At 73.5% G+C, this 16,853-nt stretch carries 16 protein-coding genes and 1 pseudogene; 7 read left to right on the top strand and 10 right to left on the bottom strand.

Going from position 1 to position 16,853, the window contains the following annotated elements:
* Nucleotides 1–44: 44 nt before the first annotated feature.
* The 7 genes from IE142_RS11035 to IE142_RS11065 all read right to left on the bottom strand — a co-directional run bounded on the left by IE142_RS11035 (nt 45) and on the right by IE142_RS11065 (nt 8,632).
* Nucleotides 45–1,112: an MBL fold metallo-hydrolase gene (locus IE142_RS11035; RefSeq protein WP_191885568.1), complete on the bottom strand. Its 1,068-nt coding sequence runs from the start codon at nt 1,110–1,112 to the stop codon at nt 45–47.
* Nucleotides 1,109–2,386: an aminotransferase class I/II-fold pyridoxal phosphate-dependent enzyme gene (locus IE142_RS11040; RefSeq protein ID WP_191885569.1), complete on the bottom strand. Its 1,278-nt coding sequence runs from the start codon at nt 2,384–2,386 to the stop codon at nt 1,109–1,111. Before IE142_RS11040 ends, IE142_RS11035 begins: the two co-directional genes overlap by 4 nt.
* 146 nt (nt 2,387–2,532) lie before the next feature.
* Nucleotides 2,533–3,405, bottom strand: coding sequence for a hypothetical protein (locus IE142_RS11045; RefSeq protein WP_191885570.1), 873 nt, complete (start codon nt 3,403–3,405; stop codon nt 2,533–2,535).
* Nucleotides 3,406–4,112: 707 nt separating this feature from the next.
* Nucleotides 4,113–4,907 carry an RNA polymerase sigma factor SigF gene (locus IE142_RS11050; RefSeq protein WP_191885571.1) on the bottom strand — a complete coding sequence of 265 codons (795 nt, stop codon included), beginning with the start codon at nt 4,905–4,907 and terminating at the stop codon, nt 4,113–4,115.
* A gap of 421 nt (nt 4,908–5,328) precedes the next feature.
* Complete coding sequence (locus IE142_RS11055) at nt 5,329–5,745, bottom strand: VOC family protein (protein WP_191885572.1); 417 nt, start codon at nt 5,743–5,745, stop codon at nt 5,329–5,331.
* 5 nt (nt 5,746–5,750) lie between these two features.
* Entirely contained in the window at nt 5,751–6,179 is a 429-nt protein-coding gene (locus IE142_RS11060) for a helix-turn-helix transcriptional regulator (RefSeq protein WP_191885573.1), read from the bottom strand.
* A 62-nt stretch (nt 6,180–6,241) separates the two neighbouring features.
* Nucleotides 6,242–8,632, bottom strand: coding sequence for an ATP-binding cassette domain-containing protein (locus IE142_RS11065; protein ID WP_191885574.1), 2,391 nt, complete (start codon nt 8,630–8,632; stop codon nt 6,242–6,244).
* 446 nt (nt 8,633–9,078) lie between these two features.
* Between IE142_RS11065 and IE142_RS11070 the strand changes: the two genes are divergently transcribed.
* The 3 genes and pseudogenes from IE142_RS11070 to IE142_RS11080 all read left to right on the top strand — a co-directional run bounded on the left by IE142_RS11070 (nt 9,079) and on the right by IE142_RS11080 (nt 10,370).
* A complete protein-coding gene (locus IE142_RS11070; RefSeq protein WP_191885575.1) occupies nt 9,079–9,486 on the top strand; it encodes a DUF2795 domain-containing protein in 408 nt (135 codons plus the stop codon).
* Between the two features lie 20 nt (nt 9,487–9,506).
* Nucleotides 9,507–9,680, top strand: a pseudogene (locus IE142_RS11075) (CBS domain-containing protein); the annotation flags it as partial.
* A 147-nt stretch (nt 9,681–9,827) separates the two neighbouring features.
* Entirely contained in the window at nt 9,828–10,370 is a 543-nt protein-coding gene (locus tag IE142_RS11080; RefSeq protein ID WP_191885577.1) for a type 1 glutamine amidotransferase domain-containing protein, read from the top strand.
* A 251-nt stretch (nt 10,371–10,621) separates the two neighbouring features.
* On the opposite strand, the gene IE142_RS11085 is transcribed toward IE142_RS11080, so the two are convergent.
* Nucleotides 10,622–10,900, bottom strand: coding sequence for a DUF6158 family protein (locus tag IE142_RS11085; protein WP_191885578.1), 279 nt, complete (start codon nt 10,898–10,900; stop codon nt 10,622–10,624).
* Nucleotides 10,901–10,963: 63 nt separating this feature from the next.
* On the opposite strand from IE142_RS11085, the gene IE142_RS11090 reads away from it, so the two are divergent.
* The gene (locus tag IE142_RS11090; RefSeq protein ID WP_191885579.1) at nt 10,964–12,085 is read left to right on the top strand and encodes a baeRF2 domain-containing protein; all 1,122 of its coding nucleotides are present in this window, start codon (nt 10,964–10,966) and stop codon (nt 12,083–12,085) included.
* Between the two features lie 35 nt (nt 12,086–12,120).
* Here the strand turns inward: IE142_RS11090 and IE142_RS11095 are convergent, their stop codons facing one another.
* The gene (locus IE142_RS11095) at nt 12,121–13,740 is read right to left on the bottom strand and encodes an ATP-binding cassette domain-containing protein (protein ID WP_191885580.1); all 1,620 of its coding nucleotides are present in this window, start codon (nt 13,738–13,740) and stop codon (nt 12,121–12,123) included.
* Between the two features lie 110 nt (nt 13,741–13,850).
* Between IE142_RS11095 and IE142_RS11100 the strand changes: the two genes are divergently transcribed.
* The 3 genes from IE142_RS11100 (at nt 13,851) to IE142_RS11110 (ending at nt 16,497) form a co-directional block, all read left to right on the top strand.
* A complete protein-coding gene (locus tag IE142_RS11100) occupies nt 13,851–15,356 on the top strand; it encodes a bifunctional phosphatase PAP2/diacylglycerol kinase family protein (protein WP_191885581.1) in 1,506 nt (501 codons plus the stop codon).
* A 94-nt stretch (nt 15,357–15,450) separates the two neighbouring features.
* Entirely contained in the window at nt 15,451–16,290 is an 840-nt protein-coding gene (locus IE142_RS11105; RefSeq protein ID WP_191885582.1) for a class I SAM-dependent methyltransferase, read from the top strand.
* Between the two features lie 36 nt (nt 16,291–16,326).
* On the top strand, nt 16,327–16,497 hold the full coding sequence (locus IE142_RS11110) for a hypothetical protein (RefSeq protein WP_043377884.1): 171 nt from the start codon (nt 16,327–16,329) through the stop codon (nt 16,495–16,497).
* A 68-nt stretch (nt 16,498–16,565) separates the two neighbouring features.
* On the opposite strand, the gene IE142_RS11115 is transcribed toward IE142_RS11110, so the two are convergent.
* Complete coding sequence (locus IE142_RS11115; protein ID WP_107063936.1) at nt 16,566–16,850, bottom strand: gas vesicle protein K; 285 nt, start codon at nt 16,848–16,850, stop codon at nt 16,566–16,568.
* Between the last annotated feature and the right edge of the window lie 3 nt (nt 16,851–16,853).

Consider the following 16,853-nt stretch of genomic DNA (forward strand, 5'->3'; position numbering starts at 1 on the left):
TGGGGCGGGGACGCGGCGGTGGCGTGCGGTTCCCCCGCACGGGGTCACTCCAGTACGCGGGAGCCGCCCACCGGAAGGTCCCACAGGTGCTCGCGGGGCAGGCCGGCGCGTTGCCAGGCGGTGCGTACGCGGGTGAGGGGTTCCAGGACCGGTTCCGCGGACAGCACGAACGTGCCCCAGTGCATCGGCGCCATCCGCCGGGCACCGACGTCCTGGGCGGCCCGCACCGCCTCCTCCGGGTCGCAGTGGACGTCCCGCAGCCACCAGCGGGGGTCGTAGGCGCCGATGGGGAGCAGGGCGAGGTCGATGCCCGGGTAGCGGCGGCCGATGCGGGCGAACCAGTGGCCGTACCCGGTGTCGCCGGCGAAGTAGACGCGCCGGCCGTCGGGCGCGGTGAGGACCCAGCCGCCCCACAGGGTGCGGCAGGTGTCGGTGAGGGTGCGCTTGGACCAGTGGTGGGCCGGCACGAAGTCGAACCGGACGCCGTTCAGTTCCGACGCCTCCCACCAGTCCAGCTCGGTGACGCGGGTGAAGCGGCGGCGGTGGAACCAGCGGCCGAGCCCGGCGGGTACGAAGGCCGGGGTGTCGCGCGGCAGCCTGCGCAGGGTCGGGGCGTCCAGGTGGTCGTAGTGGTTGTGGCTGATGACGACCGCGTCGACGCGGGGCAGGGCGCTCCAGGGTACGCCCACGGGCGTGACGCGGGCCGGGGTGCCGAGGATCCGGCGGGACCAGACCGGGTCGGTGAGCACGGTGAGCCCGCCGATCCGCACCACCCAGCTGGCGTGTCCCGCCCAGGTGACGGCGACGGTGCGGGCGTCCACGCGGGGCAGCGGACCGGGCTCGTACGGCAGCCGGGGAATGTCGGCGAGACCCTCGGGGCCGGGTCTGACCGCTCCTTCGCGGGCGAACCTCGCGAAGCCCTTGAGGCCGGGCAGCGGTGCGGTCAGCCGGTCGTGGAAGGTGCGCGGCCACACGCGGTGCTCGGCCGGCGGCCTGGGGTCGGCGAGCGGCGGGTACGAGGGCGCCGGGGAGGACGCGGCCGGCGGCGCGCCGTCGTCCTCGGTGGTGGCGGGGGCGGGGGTGCTCGTGGCCGACCGGGGCTGCTGCGTCATCGAGGAGGCTCCCATCGCTGAGCGTCGCGGAGATCACCGAAGACCGACTTCAGGGCGATCAGGGCGCGTTGCACCTGCGGCAGTTCCAACGGGTCGGGGGCGGTGAGGCATTCCGCGCGCCGTTCACCGCCGGTGCCGCCGAGCAGGGGGCCGGTGGTGAGCCGTACGCGCAGGGCCGGCAGGTCGTCGCCGAAGCGGTGGCCGCCGGGGGCGGGCATGCCGAGCCGGTCGGTGAGGAAGTCCTCCAGTTCCTGGGCGTCGCCGACACCCTCGGCGGCGAGCGCGTCGCGCAGCGGGCCGAGGTCGGCGTAGAGGTGGCGGCCTGCCTGCGGGGGCCGGGCGGTGGCGCCCGCGGCGACGACGGCGGCGTGCGCGGCGGCGGCCACGCGCGCGTGCAGGCGCACCGCGGCGGACCGGCGGGCGGTGACCGGCTCGGGTTCGCCGAGCGCGTACCCGGCCGCGGCGGCGACGGGCGCGGCGACGCGGGCGCCGAGCGCGGTGAGCACGTCGAGCACGCGCGCGTGCAGGCCGTCTCCGGCGGCGGACGCGGGGAAGCGGGCGACGGCGGCGGGCCAGGCCGGGGGCAGCAGCGCGCCGGCCAGGTCGGAGACGACGGTGACCCGCTCGGGCAGCATCTCGGCGGGGCTGAGGATCACGGTGGCGTGCGGATCGTGCAGGGTGTCGCGCCAGGTCTCGTCGCTGACCAGGTGCAGTCCCTCGCCGGCGGCCGCCTCCACGGTCTCGTGCAGCAGTTCGGGCGGCGCGACGGTGCCGGTCGGGTCGTCGGCGACGGACAGGACGAGCAGGCGGGGGTCACCACCCTCGGCGCGGACCCGGCGGACGGTCTCCAGGAGTGCGTACGGGTCGGGTACACCGCCGGACTCGGCCGGGGTCGGCACGTGGAAGACGGGCCTGCCCAGCAGCCGCGCGTACGGCGCCCACCAGGCGGCGCAGGGTCGGGGCACCAGGACGTCGCCGCCGAGCGCGGCGGTCAGTGCCAGCAGCAGGGCGTTGGCACCGGGGGCGGCGGCCGCGTGGCCGGGGTCGGTGGGCAGACCGCGCCGGTCCCAGTAGCCGCAGGCGGCCCCCAGGAGGGCGGGTGCGCCGCCGGCCGGTTCCTCGTGGGCGCGGCCCGCCGCGGCGGCGAGGACGGCGGACAGTTCGGGCAGCACGGGCAGTCCGTCGTCGGGAAGGTGCGGGCCGTAGCGGACGGGGCCGTGCCCCACGGGGTCATGGCCTTCGGGGCCGTGCCCCACGGGGTCCGTCCGCCGCATGCGTGCCTCCGCGCAGTCCGTGGTGCCGTGTGCCGTCGCCGCCGGCACACCGTGTCCGGTCGTTGCTCCAAGTACCCATCGGGGCGCCCGGCCAAGGCTGTGGCCCCGGTGGGTACGGATCACACGCGGGCCGGGCGCGGTGCGGGTCAGTGCGCGGCGTCCCCGCGCAGCCGGAGCCGGAGCAGTCGGTGCGCGGCCGCGCCGCACGCCCCGGCGATCAGGACGCCGCCGGCCACCAGGGCGGGCACCGAGTCGGTGAAGGCTCCCCCCGCGCCGGCGTGCACACCGTGCTCCGCGGTCGTCCCGCCGCAGTTCCTCCGCTGCGCGGAGGTTTCGCCGTGCGGTGAGGCGGGTTCGGGGCACGCGGGTTCGGTGGCGCAGGACGTACCGCGGGAGGAGGCTCCGGCGTGCGGGGCCGTCGGTTGCGGGCAGGGCGGTGCGACGGCGCCGCCGCCCTCCTCCGGCGCGGCCATCGGCTCGTCCGGTGCCGTCATCGGTTCCTCGGGCACCGTCAGTGGCGCTTCCGGCACGGTCATCGGCTCCTCGGGCACGGTCATCGGTGCCTCCGGTGCGGTCATCGTCGCGCTCCAGGGGTCGCCCTCCTCGCCGGAGGCCCCTGGGCAGGTTCCGTCGACGGTCCACTCGTCCTCGGAGCCCGCCGCCTCCGGGTCGCTCCCGAAGTCCTCGGCGGCTGCTGTTCGGGCGGTGCCGCGGTAGGCGGGTCCGGACGTCGCCTCGTGCTCATCTCCCACCTTGCGCAGCACGACCGTACCTCCGTCGAAGGCCGGTGAGGTGGCGTCGAGGGTCGCGGGTGCGGAGCCGCCGGTCGGGGCGCAGGTCACGGAGACCGTGACCGTGCCGCCGGGGGTCACGCCGGCCGGGCTGACCTCGGCGACGGGTTCGGCGACGCCGATGGGCGGCGGGGGTACGCCGGGCTCTGCCGGGGCAGGCGCCGCGAAGACGCCGAGGGCGGCACTGGCCAGGACGGCGGTGGACAGGGCGCGGGCGGTGCGGCGCATGGGTCGGGCTCCTTCGAGCGGCGGCTGCGGGGGCACGGCACTCGCGCCCCTCGGCCATCACAGCCCGCCCGGCGCGAACCCGCGCGCCGCCATGCGCCGTTCGCGGGAACGAAGCGCCCGAGCGGGTGACGGGGCAGGTTTGGCGCCGTACTCACCGGTGTGGCCGTCCGAGGCACGGCGCACACCGGACCGGACGACACGGCAGGGCGTATGCCGGACGAGAGGGGATGACGCGGGTGCACGCCGGACCTGGCGGCACGGCACGGGGCACGCGCGGGGCCGCGTCGCCATCCGGGGCGGTCGCGGACGGATCGCCGATGCCCTCACCGTCCCCCACCCCGCGGCAGCGCTCGGCCGGCGAGGAAGGACCGGGCAGCGGGACCCACCCGGGCCGGGCGCCGGCGCGAGGTCAGGTCGGCCGGGCGCCACTTCGGCAGAAGCCGATCGACCACCCGGTGCGGTCGCGGAGCGATCAGCGGCACCCGCCCCGCCGGAAGCTCGTGCCGCACCTCGCGGCAGCGGCCGGGCAAGTCGGTGACGAGGCAGGGCGATCACGACGGTCCCCGAGAGCCCGTCACCTACCTTCGTACCGTACCTGCGGCAGCGGTCGGGCCGCGCGGGCGAGGGTGACGGGAGGCGGGAGGTGGGGCCGCTCCGGGTCCCCGCTCAGCGGGTCAACGCCTGCTGCCCGCACCGGCCTCCTCGGTTCAGGTCGCCGGATCCCGCAGAACCTGCTCCCGCACCCGGTTGCAGCAGCGGCTGATCAGGCGGGAGACGTGCATCTGGGAAATGCCGAGTTGTTCGGCGATGTGGCTCTGGGTCATGTCGTCGAAGAAGCGCATGTAGAGGATGGCGCGCTCGCGTTCGGGCAGGGCGGCCAGGCGCTCCCTGACGGCCTCGCGATCGACGACCGTGTCGAGGGCCGGGTCGGGGGCGCCGAGGGCGTCACCGAGGGAGTAACCGTCCTCGCCGCCGGGGAGTCCGGCGTCCAGGGACAGGGCCGTGAAGCTTTCCAGGGCCTCCAGGCCGACCCGGACGTCCTCCTCGCTCATGTCGGCGTGCTCGGCGATCTCGGCGACGGTGGGCCCGCGACCCGAGATGGTCTGGGACAGGTCCTGCCCCGCGCAGCGGACGCGGTTGCGCAGTTCCTGCACCCGGCGCGGCACGTGGAGGGTCCACATGTGGTCCCGGAAGTGCCGCTTGATCTCGCCGGTGATCGTCGGCACGGCGTAGCTCTCGAAGGCGTTGCCGCGCTCGGGGTCGTACCGGTCGACGGCCTTGACCAGGCCGAGGGCGGCGACCTGGCGCAGGTCGTCGTAGCTCTCGCCGCGGCTGCGGAAGCGACCGGCGAGCCGTTCGGCCATGGGGAGCCAGGCCTCGACGATCCGGTCGCGGACGGCGTCGCGTTCCGGGCCGTCGGGGAGGGTGGTGAGCCTGCGGAAGGCGTCGGCGGTGTCGGGTGCGTCGTCGTGCGGGTGCTTCACGCTGGCGTGGATCGGCATGGTGCGTCGCAACTCCCTCGCGGGGCGCGGGGTCCTGTCGTCGCGCCGGGCGGAGGCCCGGTCGGCACGGGCGGCACCCGGGGAACCTCCGGGGGGCCTCACCGGTGCGACGGCACGGCCCTTGAGTCGGGCGGTCACCGTGGGAGAGGACGTCCGGCGTACGGACCGACGCGTCGGTGGCGGCGTCCCGCCGCTCCCACGGACGTGCCTCCTGTCCGAAGCACTGAATTGCGCCTGCCCCGCCGCCCCACGCCAAACACCCCCTCTTCGCCGGCCTCCCGTCGGGGCACCCGCGCGGCTGCCGCCCGCCTCACCCCCGTCGCTCCGGGGTCCGTCCCGGAGCGCGACGGTGTCCGGCATGCTCCCTGCGGTCACCTCGGCCGCACGGCCGCTCGGTCCCGCGGCGGCCGCGCGGCGGTGGTCATCGCTTGTGCGGCTGGTGGAAGCGGAGCATGTTGCCGGCCGGGTCGCGGAAGGCGCAGTCGCGGACGCCGTAGGGCTGGTCGACCGGCTCCTGGAGGACCTCGACGCCCGCCGCGCTGACGCGTTCGAAGGTGGCGTCGACGTCGTCGGTGCTGAAGATGACGCCGCGCAGCAGGCCCTTGGCCAGCAGTTCCGCCATGGCTTCCTTGTCGGAGGTCGATGCGTTGGGGTCGGCGAGCGGCGGTTCGAGGACGATGTCCACGTCGGGCTGGGCCGGGGAGCCGACGGTCACCCAGCGCATCCCTTCGAAGCCGACGTCGTTGCGGACCTCCATGCCGAGCACGTCCCGGTAGAAGGCGAGCGCCTTGTCGTGGTCGTCCACTGCGATGAAGCACTGCGAGAGGCTGATGTCCATGCGCCTCACGCTAGGGGCCCGGGCGCGGGCCTGGCTTCTCCGTTCCTGACCGGCCGGGTGTAGATCTTGGCGACGCAGGCCGGGACGGCCGCGCCGTCGGCGTGGTCGCGGGCCCGGTAGGCGCTCGGGCTCTCGCCGACCAGCTCGGTGAAGCGGGAGCTGAACGAGCCCAGCGAAGTACAGCCGACCGCGAAACACACCTCCGTGACCGACATGTCGCCCCGCCTCAGCAGGGCCTTGGCCCGCTCGATGCGGCGCGTCATCAGGTAGCTGTAGGGCGTCTCGCCGTAGGCAGCGCGGAAGCTGCGCGAGAAGTGGCCCGCCGACATGAGGGCGACCCGCGCCAACGCCGCGACGTCGAGCGGCTCGTCGTACTCCCGGTCCATCAGGTCGCGGGCGCGGCGCAGCCGCGCCAGGTCCTCCAACGTCGTCACTCCACCACGATCCCACAGCGCCGTACGTCTGCGGTACGGCGCTGCGGGAACCGTGGCCAGGGTCAGGCGCCGACGTAGGCGGCGAGGTGTTCGCCGGTGAGGGTGGAGCGGTCGGCGACGAGGTCGGCGGGCGTGCCCTCGAAGACGATACGGCCGCCGTCGTGGCCGGCGCCGGGGCCGAGGTCGATGATCCAGTCGGCGTGCGCCATGACGGCCTGGTGGTGCTCGATGACGATGACCGACTTGCCGGCGTCGACCAGTCGGTCGAGCAGGCCGAGCAGTTGCTCGACGTCGGCGAGGTGCAGGCCGGTGGTGGGCTCGTCGAGGACGTACACGCCGCCCTTGTCGCCCATGTGCGTGGCCAGCTTCAGCCGCTGCCGCTCGCCGCCGGAGAGCGTGGTGAGCGGCTGGCCCAGGGTGAGGTAGCCGAGTCCCACGTCGGCGAGACGCTGAAGGATCCTGTGCGCGGCCGGCGTGCGTGCCTCGCCGGCGCCGAAGAACTCCTCGGCCTGGGCCACCGACATCGCCAGCACCTCGCTGATGTCCCGGCCGCCGAACCGGTACTCCAGTACCGAGGGCTGGAACCGCTTGCCCTCGCAGTCCTCGCAGGGGCTGGCGACGCCGGCCATCATGGCCAGGTCCGTGTATATGACGCCGGCGCCGTTGCAGGTGGGGCAGGCGCCCTCGGAGTTGGCGCTGAACAGGGCGGGCTTCACGCCGTTGGCCTTGGCGAAGGCCTTGCGGATCGGGTCGAGCAGTCCGGTGTACGTCGCCGGGTTGCTGCGCCGGGAGCCCTTGATGGGGCTCTGGTCGACGGCGACGACATCCGAGCCGGCCGGGACCGAGCCGTGGATCAGCGAGCTCTTGCCGGAGCCCGCCACGCCGGTAACGACGCAGAGCACGCCGAGCGGGATGTCGACGTCGACGTCCTGGAGGTTGTGCGTGTTCGCGCCCCGGATCTCCAGGGCTCCGGTGGGCTTGCGCACCGTCTCCTTGAGCGAGGACCGGTCGTCGAGGTGGCGTCCGGTGACGGTGCCGGCGGACCGCAGGTCCTCGACGGTGCCCTCGAAGCAGACGGTGCCGCCCGCCGTGCCCGCGCCGGGGCCGAGGTCGACGACGTGGTCGGCGATCGCGATCGCCTCCGGCTTGTGCTCGACGACGAGCACGGTGTTGCCCTTGTCCCGCAGGCGCAGCAGCAGGTCGTTCATCCGCCGGATGTCGTGCGGGTGCAGGCCGATGGTGGGCTCGTCGAAGACGTAGGTCGTGTCGGTGAGGGACGAGCCGAGGTGGCGGATCATCTTGACGCGCTGCGCCTCGCCGCCCGACAGCGTGCCCGCCGGACGGTCCAGCGAGAGGTAGCCGAGGCCGATCTCCACGAACGAGTCGAGGGTGTCCCGCAGCGCGGTGAGCAGCGGCGCGACCGAGGGCTCGTCGAGGCCGCGGACCCACTCGGCCAGGTCGCGGATCTCCATGGCGCAGGCGTCGGCGATGCTGATCTTGCCGATTTTGGACGACCTGGCACCCTCGCTGAGCCGGGTACCGTCGCACTCGGGGCAGGTGGTGAAGGTGACGGCCCGCTCGACGAACGCCCGGATGTGCGGCTGCATCGACTCCTTGTCCTTGGACAGGAACGACTTCTGGAACTTCGGGATCAGGCCCTCATAGGTGAGGTTGACGCCGTTGACCTTGACTTTGACCGGCTCGCCGTAGAGGAAGTCCCGCAGTTCCTTCTCGGTGTACTCGCGGATCGGCTTGTGCGGGTCGACGAAGCCGGACTGGGCGTAGACCTGCACGGTCCACTGGCTGTCCGACTTCCAGCCGGGGATGGTGAACGCGCCCTCGGCGAGGGACTTGGAGTCGTCGTAGAGCTGGGAGAGGTCGATGTCGGAGACCTTGCCCCGGCCCTCGCAGTTCGTGCACATGCCGCCGGTGCGCTCGTAGGTCGCCTTCACCGCCTTCTTCTTGCCGCGTTCGACGGTGATCGCGCCGCTGGCGCGGACGGAGGCGGTGTTGAAGGAGTACGCGCTGGGCGGGCCGATGTGCGGGTCGCCGAGCCTGCTGAAGAGGATGCGCAGCATCGCGTTGGCGTCGGTGGCGGTGCCGACGGTGGAGCGGGGGTCGGCGCCCATCCGCTGCTGGTCCACGATGATCGCCGTGGTCAGGCCGTCGAGGACGTCGACCTCGGGCCGGGCGAGCGTCGGCATGAAGCCCTGCACGAAGGCACTGTAGGTCTCGTTGATCAGGCGCTGCGACTCGGCGGCGATGGTGTTGAACACCAGGGAGCTCTTGCCCGAGCCGGAGACACCGGTGAAGACGGTCAACCGGCGTTTGGGGAGCTCGATGCTGACGTCCTTGAGGTTGTTCTCACGGGCGCCGTGCACGCGGATCATGTCGTGGCTGTCGGCGGCATGGGGCACGGTCGGCCGTGTGTCCGTCCTCCTGGCGCTGCTCATCGTCTCTCCATCCGTCGGGCGGGTCGGCAGGGCCACGCTAGACGGGGCGGGGCGAGCGGCGCTTCTCGATTACTGATCCGTCGGGCTGCTGATCCGTCCGGCCCTTGTCACGGCTCCGCACGGCCGGCCGCCTCGGCGTCGTCGGACGGCGGCGCGGTGCCCGGCAGCACCAGTTCCTCGTAGCGGCCCAGGGCCAGCACCACGCCGAGCATGGACCGGAATGCACAAAGCGAGCAGCACCGCCATGATCCGTCCTTCCCGATGAAGGGTGGGCGTGGGGGTGGTGGCAGGGGCCGGGTTCCCCGCCCCGGGCGGGCAAACCCGCCGTGCACGAGGCCGCACGCACTGTGTCCGCAGGAATCGGAGCAGACCCTTCCGGATGAATCCGTGTCGGCCCCCGGTGTCCGGGTACGCGGTCGGCACCCCTGAAGGACCTGGAGGGAGACATGCAGCGAGGCAGTGACCGGATGAGCGTCCACCGCGACGACGAGATGAAGCACGAACTGCAGGGTCTGCTCAGGTCCGGGCACCCCACCCGGACCGAGGAGTGGCACGACCCGGAACCGGCCGCCGAGGACGATCCCGACGTCACCCGCGGACCGGTGACCCCAGGTCGCGGACCGACGTATCTGGAGGCCCTCCGGCTCGAGCTGGCCCGGAACCTGACCCGGGGTGCCTTCCCCGCCGGCCCGCGGGAACTGACCCGGGCACTGCGCCGCGGCAACGCACCGGACGCCCTCGTCGAGGGACTGGAACGACTGCCGCACAGGGCCCGCTACGACAACGTCCAGGAACTGGCGGTGGCCCTGACCGAGAGCGGCGGGCCCGGAGACGCCGGTGCCCGGGGCGCGTAGGCGAACGGGAGGGTGGCCCCGTGACCGAGTACGTGAGGGAGGTCGTGACCTCGGGTGTGGCCGCCTGCCGTCAGGACTCCTCCGTCGTCGAGGCGGCGCAGCTCATGCGCACGCAGAACATCGGCGACGTGGTGGTCGCGGACGGGCGGGGCGTCGTGGGCCTGATCACCGACCGTGACATCACGGTGCGGGCGAGGCCCACGACCCCGCCTCGGCGCTCGCCGACATCAGCCGTGCGGAACCGGATGCCCGGTCCGGGCCGGGCAGGCCCCCGCTGACCGAATGACGCGTGCGCGTCGGGCGGCACGGGCCCGGCGCGCCGGGAAAGGAAACCGAACCACATGCGCATCGCATTTCTGACCGCTCCCGAGGGCGTGGAGCAGGTCGAGCTGACCGAACCGTGGCAGGCGGCGAAGGACGCGGGGCACGAACCCGTGCTGGTCTCGACGCAGTCCGGTGAGATCCAGGGCTTCGACCACCTCGACAAGGCGGACACGTTCCCGGTGGACGAGGTGGTGGGCGACGCGTCGGCCGACTCGTTCGGCGGGCTGGTGCTGCCGGGCGGCGTGGCCAACCCGGACTTCCTGCGGATGGACGAGAAGGCCGTGGCGTTCGTCAAGGACTTCTTCGAGCGGGGCCGGCCGGTGGCCGCCATCTGCCACGCCCCGTGGACGCTCGTCGAGGCCGACGTCGTGCGGGGCCGGGCCGTGACCTCGTGGCCGAGCCTGCGGACCGATCTCCGCAACGCGGGCGCCACCTGGGTCGACGAACAGGTGAAGGTCTGCGACCACGGGAACAACGTCCTCATCACCAGCCGCAAGCCGGACGACCTCAAGGCGTTCTGCGAGACGTATCTCGCGGAGTTCGCCAAGGCGGACGGCTGAGCGGCTGACCGCCGCGGCGGGCCCGGGCCTCGCGGTGCGCCCCGAGCGCGCCGCGAGGCCCGGGCCCGCCGTCTCGCCCGCGCGAGGACACGCCGAGCCGTCCTGGCCATGCCTACGGGGAGACGCCCCGCCGCCTTCCCGTGAAACAGGGAGCGCATACAGCCGCCCCGGCGGGCACACCTGCGGTCGTCCCGCCCTGCGCGGCCCGCGCGCACTGCGGCCGGGTAAAGCCGCGCGGGCCGCGTCCGCGCTCAGCCGCCGGGCACCGCCGACCCCCCGCAGCCCCGTTCCCGGGCCCCTTCGCGGGTGCGGCCCGCGGCCACCGGGCGTCGCGGGTTGCGGCGCAGCCACTCGCCCTCAAGCTGCGCCATGCGATCGTTGTGGGCCCGCAGCGCGTCGTTCGACCCGTGGAGCAGGGTGTCGTGGCGCGTGCGGTGGATGGTCTCCAGCTCCTTCATGAGCTGCTGGTCGTCCAAGCGCCCGGGGTCCACTCCGGTCATCGCGTCGTCCCGCGTGTCGTGTTCGTTCATGCGGTCCGGGTACCCGCCCCCGCAGCACTACCACCCCCGAGCGGCACCCGGGAGGGAGCCACCATGGATCTCGCGTTTCTGCACCCCCTCTACGAGCATCAGGGGCCCTGGGCCTCCGTGTACGTCGATCTCTCCCGGCACACGGAGGACACCCCCCACGAGCGTGAGCTCACGGCCGCCGCGGTGGCCCGGGAGCTGGCGGAGCAGGGCGCGGACGACGCGACCTGCCGTGCCGTGCGGGAGGCGGTGGAGGAACTGCGCCATGCCACCGACCCGCACGGGCGGGCCCTGTTCGCGCGCGGCGGACAGGTGGTCCTCGATCCGCCGCTGGCCCGGCCCCCGTACGGCGGGACCACCGCCGACTGGGCGCCGCTGCCGCACATCGCGCCGCTGCTGGACCTGGCCGGCGAGAACCCGGTGTGCGTGGTGGCGTACATCGACCGCAAGGGCGCCGACTTCGAGCTGCGCAGCGCCCTGGGGAGCTCGGACGCGGGCGGCGTGACCGGCCGGCAGTGGCCGGTGCATCGCACGAGCAGCGTCGACTGGTCGGAGCGTCACTTCCAGTTGCGGGTGGAGAACACCTGGGAGCACAACGCGGCGGAGATCGCGGACGCGCTCGCCGTGTGCCAGGAGGAGACCGGCGCGGATCTGCTGATCCTGGTGGGTGACGACCGGGCGCGGCGGTCCGTGCACGAGCGGCTGCCGAAGCGGCTGCAGGAGCGGATCGCCGAGGCCTCGCGCGGCGCCGGCAGCAGGCTGCTGGACGACGAGGTGGAGCAGCTGCGCGAGGATCACGTGCGTTCGCGCGCGCAGGAGGACCTGGCCCGGTTCCTGGCCGCCCGCACGCCGGACGGCGAGGGCCGGGCAGGTGCGGCGGAGGGCGTGCCCGCGCTGGTCGAGGCCGCCCGGGAGCACCGCATCGACGAGTTGCTGGTCATCCCGGACGCCCCCGACACCCACCGCGAGGTGTGGATCGGGGAGGACGCCGACCAGCTCGCCATGCGGCGTACCGAGCTGAAGACGCTCGGCGAGCAGAACTCCTGGTCGGCCCGCGCGGACGACGCCCTGCTGCGCTCGGCGGTGATGACCGGCGCCCCGGCGATCTCGGTGACGCCGGCGCTGCCGTCGAAGGCGTCGGCGGACGCGCCGGTGGGCGGACTGGGTGCGCTGCTGCGCTGGAAATGACCTCCGTCCGCCGGCGCCCGGCCTCCGCGTGAGCGTCAGCGGGCCCGCTCCACCCGCCGTTCGTCCCAGACCGGCTCCGGCGTCTCGCGCACGCGCCCGTCGCTGCCGAAGACGAGGTACCGGTCGAAGGAGCGGGCGAACCAGCGGTCGTGGGTGACCGCGAGTACCGTGCCCTCGAAGCCCTCCAGGCCCTCCTGGAGGGCTTCGGCCGATTCCAGGTCGAGGTTGTCGGTCGGCTCGTCGAGCAGCAGGGCGGTGACACCCTGGAGTTCCAGCAGGAGGATCTGGAAGCGGGCCTGCTGGCCGCCGGAGAGCCGGTCGAAGGTCTGTTCCGCCTGCTGGGTCAGCTCGTAGCGGCGCAGCCTGGACATGGCCGCGCCCCGGTCCTGGGAGTGCTCGGTCCACAGGATGTCCAGGAGCGTGCGGCCCAGCAGTTCGGGGTGGGCGTGGGTCTGCGCGAAATGTCCGGGCACAACGCGCGCGCCGAGCTTCCAGTTCCCGGTGTGGGCCACGCCGTCCCCGGCGAGGAGGCGCAGGAAGTGGGACTTGCCGGAGCCGTTGGAGCCGAGGACGGCCACCCGTTCACCGTAGAAGACTTCCAGGTCGAAGGGTTTCATCAGGCCGGTGAGTTCCAACTGCTCGCAGGTGACGGCGCGGACGCCGGTACGGCCGCCCTTCAGACGCATCCTGATGTCCTGCTCGCGCGGCGGCTCGGGCGGCGGTCCCGCCTCCTCGAACTTGCGCAGCCGGGTCTGTGCGGCGGCGTAGCGGGAGGCCATCTCATGGCTCACCGCAGCGGCTTGACGAAGCGTCAGCACCAGCTTCTTCAGCTGCGCGTGCTTCTCGTCCCAGCGGCGGCGCAGTTCCTCGAAGCGGGCGAAGCGCTCGCGCCGGGCCTCGTGGAAGGTGGCGAAGCCGCCGCCGTGCACCCAGGCGTCGGCCCCCGCGGGACCCGGCTCCAGGGAGACGATCTTCTGCGCGGAACGGGCGAGGAGCTCACGGTCGTGGGAGACGAGGAGCACCGTCTTGCGGGTCTCCTCCAGCCGCTCCTCCAGCCAGCGCTTGCCGGGTACGTCGAGGTAGTTGTCCGGCTCGTCGAGCAGCAGCACCTCGTCGTTGCCGCGCAGCAGCGCCTCCAGCACCAGCCGCTTCTGCTCGCCACCGGACAGGGTGCCCACCTGCCGCCACTGGGCCTTCTCGTACGGCACCCCGAGCGCGGCCGTCGTGCAGATGTCCCAAAGGGTCTCGGCCTCGTAGCCCTGGGCCTCGGCCCAGTCGGCGAGCGCCTGCGCGTAGTGCATCTGGGCGGCCTCGTCGTCGACCGTCATGATCGCGTGCTCGGCGGCGTCGACGGCCCGGGCGGCCTCGCGGATACGGGGCGGCGCCACGGACACCAGCAGTTCCCGTACGGTCGTCTCGTCCCGGACGGAGCCGACGAACTGCCGCATCACCCCGAGTCCGCCGCCGACGGTGACGGTCCCGCCGTGCGGTTTCAGCTCTGCGGACAGCAGGCGCAGCAGAGTGGTCTTGCCCGCCCCGTTGGGACCGACGAGGGCCACGACCGCCCCCTCCCCCACCCTGAAGGAGACGTCGCCGAGCAGCGCCCTCCCGTCGGGGAGGTAGTACTCCAGGTGCGCGGCTTCGAGGTGTCCCATGGGACCGGATTCTTCAGCTCCGGCCACGCCCGGGGCAACCGCATTTCCCGGTGCCGTGACACGGGACACGCCGACCGCAGGAAAGGCCGTCGAACGGGTAGGCGGTGGGCATGAGCCCCGACCTGGACCTCACCGCCCCGACACCCCGCCCGCATCCGGTCCGCAGGGGTTTCCTGCGACTGGACCAGCGGGTGTTCGAGGCCGTCGCCGCCCGCACCTGGCCCGGCGCCGACCCCCTGCTTCCGCGGTTGAGCCGCAGCGCCAACCACGGCGTGCTGTGGTTCGGGGCGGCCGCCGCGCTGGCCGCCTCCCGCACCCCGAGGGCGCGTCGTGCCGCCGCCCGGGGGCTGGCCTCGCTGGGCCTGGCCTCGCTGACCATCAACACCCTCGGCAAGCGCACGGTCCGCCGTCCCCGGCCGGTCCTCGACCCGGTGCCGCTGGTCCGGCAGCTGAAACGGCAGCCGATCACCACGTCCTTCCCGTCGGGGCACGCCGCCTCGGCCGCCGCGTTCGCGACCGGCGTCGCCCTGGAGTCCCCGGCGTGGGGTGCGGCGGTGGCTCCGGTGGCAGCCGCGGTCGCGCTCTCCCGTGTCTACACCGGCGTCCACTTCCCGAGCGACGTGCTGGCCGGCGCGGCGCTCGGGGCGGGTGCCGCGTTCGCCGTGCGGGGCATGGTGCCCACGCGCGCCCAGCACACACCGCCGGCCCGGCCGCGCGCCGACGTACCGGCTCTGCCCAAGGGTGCGGGCCTGGTCATGGTGGCCAACGTCGGCTCGGGCACCTCCGACCGGGTGCGGGCGCTGTGCGACGCGCTGCCCGACGCGGAGGTGGTGGAGTGCGACCCCGAGGACGTCCGGTCGGAACTGGAGCGGGCCGCGGGTCACGCCCGGGTGCTCGGCGTGTGCGGCGGTGACGGCACCGTGAACGCCGCCGCCGAGATCGCCCTGCGGCACGGGCTGCCGCTCGCCGTACTGCCCGGAGGCACGCTCAACCACTTCGCCTACGACCTCGGCGTGGAGGACGTCCGGGATCTGTGCCGGGCGCTGGAGCGCGGTGAGGGCGTGCGGGTGGACGTGGGCCGCTTCGCCTCCGGCGGGCGGCGCGGGATCTTCGTCAACACCTTCAGCCTGGGTGTGTACCCCGAGTTGGTCAGCGAGCGGGAGCGCTGGTCGCCGCGGATCGGCGGCTGGCCGGCCGGGGTGCTGGCGGCGGTGCGGGTGCTGCGCGCCGACCGGCACCCGCTGGAGGCGGAGGTGCGGGGCCGTCGGCGTCCGCTGTGGATGCTGTTCGCGGGCAACGGCACGTACCACCGCAGGGGCATCGCCTCCGGGCGCCGCCTCGACCTGGCGGACGGGCAGTTGGACGTACGGGTGGTGCACGGTGGCCGCCGGCCCGCCCTGCGGCTGCTGTCCGCGGCGCTCGCGGGTCCGCTGACGCGCTCCCCCGCCCACGCGGCGGTGCAGGTGCACCGGTTGCGGTTGTCCGGCGTCGCACCCGGGACGTTGATGGCGTACGACGGCGAGCTCACCGAGACGGAGGGCGATCTGACGCTGGAGAAGCTGCCCGAGGCGCTGACGGTGTACCGCCCGTTGCCCGGTGACGGATTCCTTTCCTGACTCCCTCAGACCACACTGTGATACGGCCGTCTCATAATCCGGCAATGGTCGTACGGTGACCACACCGTCGGGAGAGCCGGAAGAGGGGCCCAGCATGCCGAAGCCGCAGGAGACCGCCGTCTACACGCACGGGCACCACGAGTCCGTGCTGCGCTCGCACACCTGGCGCACCGCCGCCAACTCCGCGGCGCATCTGCTCGGGTCGCTCAAGCCCCACATGAAGATCCTGGACGTCGGCTGCGGCCCGGGCACCATCACCGCGGACCTGGCCGAACTGGTTCCGGACGGGCACGTCACCGGCGTCGACCGGGCCCCGGAGATCGTGGAGCGGGCCCGGGCCACGGCAGCCGGGCGCGGGCTCGCCAACACCGGCTTCGCCGTCGCGGACGCGCACGCGCTGGACTACCCGGACGACACGTTCTGCGTCGTCCACGCCCACCAGGTGCTCCAGCACGTGGGCGACCCGGTGCGGGCCCTGCGCGAGATGCGCAGGGTCGCGAAGCCGAACGGGATCGTCGCCGTGCGCGACTCCGACTACGCCGCCATGACCTGGTACCCCGCCTCCCCGGGCATGGACGACTGGCTGGACCTGTACCGCCGGGTGGCCCGCGCCAACGGCGGCGAGCCGGACGCGGGACGGCGGCTGAAGGCCTGGGCCCTCGAAGCGGGGTTCACGGACATCACGGCGACCTCCGCCACCTGGACCTTCTCCACCCCCGACGAGCGGGAGTGGTGGAGCGGTCTGTGGGCGGACCGCACCCTGGCGTCGGCGTACACGGAACGAGCCACCGGGGGCGGCCACGCGACGACGGAGCAGCTGCGGGCCGTGTCGGCGGCCTGGCGGGAATGGGGAGAGCGGCCGGACGGCTGGTTCAGCGTCCTGCACGGAGAAATTCTGTGCCGAAAGGAAGCCCGATCCACGCCTGATCGGTAAATTCCGGGAAACCAGTACGACAGGAGGTTCAACATTATGGTTCCGCTTCTGCTCGTACTGCTTCTCGCAATCGTTCTTTTCGGCGCCGGATTCGCCGTGAAGATTCTCTGGTGGATTGCCTTGGCAGTCCTGGTCCTGTGGTTGGTGGGCTTCTTGGCCCGCGGGACGACGGCCGGCGGCGGAAGGGGCCGCTGGTACAAGTGGTGAACGACGGATGACGAAGCCGCTGCCCCGGGAGGCCGACTCCCGGGGCAGCGGCTTCCCGGCTCCGGGGCTCATTCCCGGGGCAGCAGCGGTCCCAGCGGCCCGAGGTCCAGGTTCAGGTCCTCGGGCCGCAGGCCGTAGCGGTCGCGCAGTTCGGTCATGCGGTCGTCGAGGAGCATCAGGGTCAGCCCGATCCGCTCCTCCTGCTCCTCGCTCAGGTCGCCCTCGTCGACGCGGCGCAGCGCCTGGCGCTCCATGAGCTGGCGCAGCAGCTCGACGACGGTCAGCACCAGCTTGATCAGGTCGCGCTCGACGGTGTCGGGCTCCAGGTCGAGACGCTTGCGGGATTCGGTCACGTC

It is taken from the genome of Streptomyces mutabilis, assembly GCF_014649815.1.
Lineage (GTDB): Bacteria > Actinomycetota > Actinomycetes > Streptomycetales > Streptomycetaceae > Streptomyces > Streptomyces mutabilis.

Bases quoted from the DNA above. Each gene is read 5' to 3' on its own strand.
- IE142_RS11085 (WP_191885578.1), bottom strand. From the start codon at position 10,900: ATGAACGAACACGACACGCGGGACGACGCGATGACCGGAGTGGACCCC.
- IE142_RS11065 (WP_191885574.1), bottom strand. From the start codon at position 8,632: ATGAGCAGCGCCAGGAGGACGGACACACGGCCGACCGTGCCCCATGCC.
- IE142_RS11095 (WP_191885580.1), bottom strand. From the start codon at position 13,740: ATGGGACACCTCGAAGCCGCGCACCTGGAGTACTACCTCCCCGACGGG.
- IE142_RS11090 (WP_191885579.1), top strand. From the start codon at position 10,964: ATGGATCTCGCGTTTCTGCACCCCCTCTACGAGCATCAGGGGCCCTGG.
- IE142_RS11070 (WP_191885575.1), top strand. From the start codon at position 9,079: ATGCAGCGAGGCAGTGACCGGATGAGCGTCCACCGCGACGACGAGATG.
- IE142_RS11080 (WP_191885577.1), top strand. From the start codon at position 9,828: ATGCGCATCGCATTTCTGACCGCTCCCGAGGGCGTGGAGCAGGTCGAG.
- IE142_RS11050 (WP_191885571.1), bottom strand. From the start codon at position 4,907: ATGCCGATCCACGCCAGCGTGAAGCACCCGCACGACGACGCACCCGAC.
- IE142_RS11110 (WP_043377884.1), top strand. From the start codon at position 16,327: ATGGTTCCGCTTCTGCTCGTACTGCTTCTCGCAATCGTTCTTTTCGGC.
- IE142_RS11055 (WP_191885572.1), bottom strand. From the start codon at position 5,745: ATGGACATCAGCCTCTCGCAGTGCTTCATCGCAGTGGACGACCACGAC.
- IE142_RS11035 (WP_191885568.1), bottom strand. From the start codon at position 1,112: ATGACGCAGCAGCCCCGGTCGGCCACGAGCACCCCCGCCCCCGCCACC.
- IE142_RS11100 (WP_191885581.1), top strand. From the start codon at position 13,851: ATGAGCCCCGACCTGGACCTCACCGCCCCGACACCCCGCCCGCATCCG.
- IE142_RS11105 (WP_191885582.1), top strand. From the start codon at position 15,451: ATGCCGAAGCCGCAGGAGACCGCCGTCTACACGCACGGGCACCACGAG.
- IE142_RS11045 (WP_191885570.1), bottom strand. From the start codon at position 3,405: ATGCGCCGCACCGCCCGCGCCCTGTCCACCGCCGTCCTGGCCAGTGCC.
- IE142_RS11040 (WP_191885569.1), bottom strand. From the start codon at position 2,386: ATGCGGCGGACGGACCCCGTGGGGCACGGCCCCGAAGGCCATGACCCC.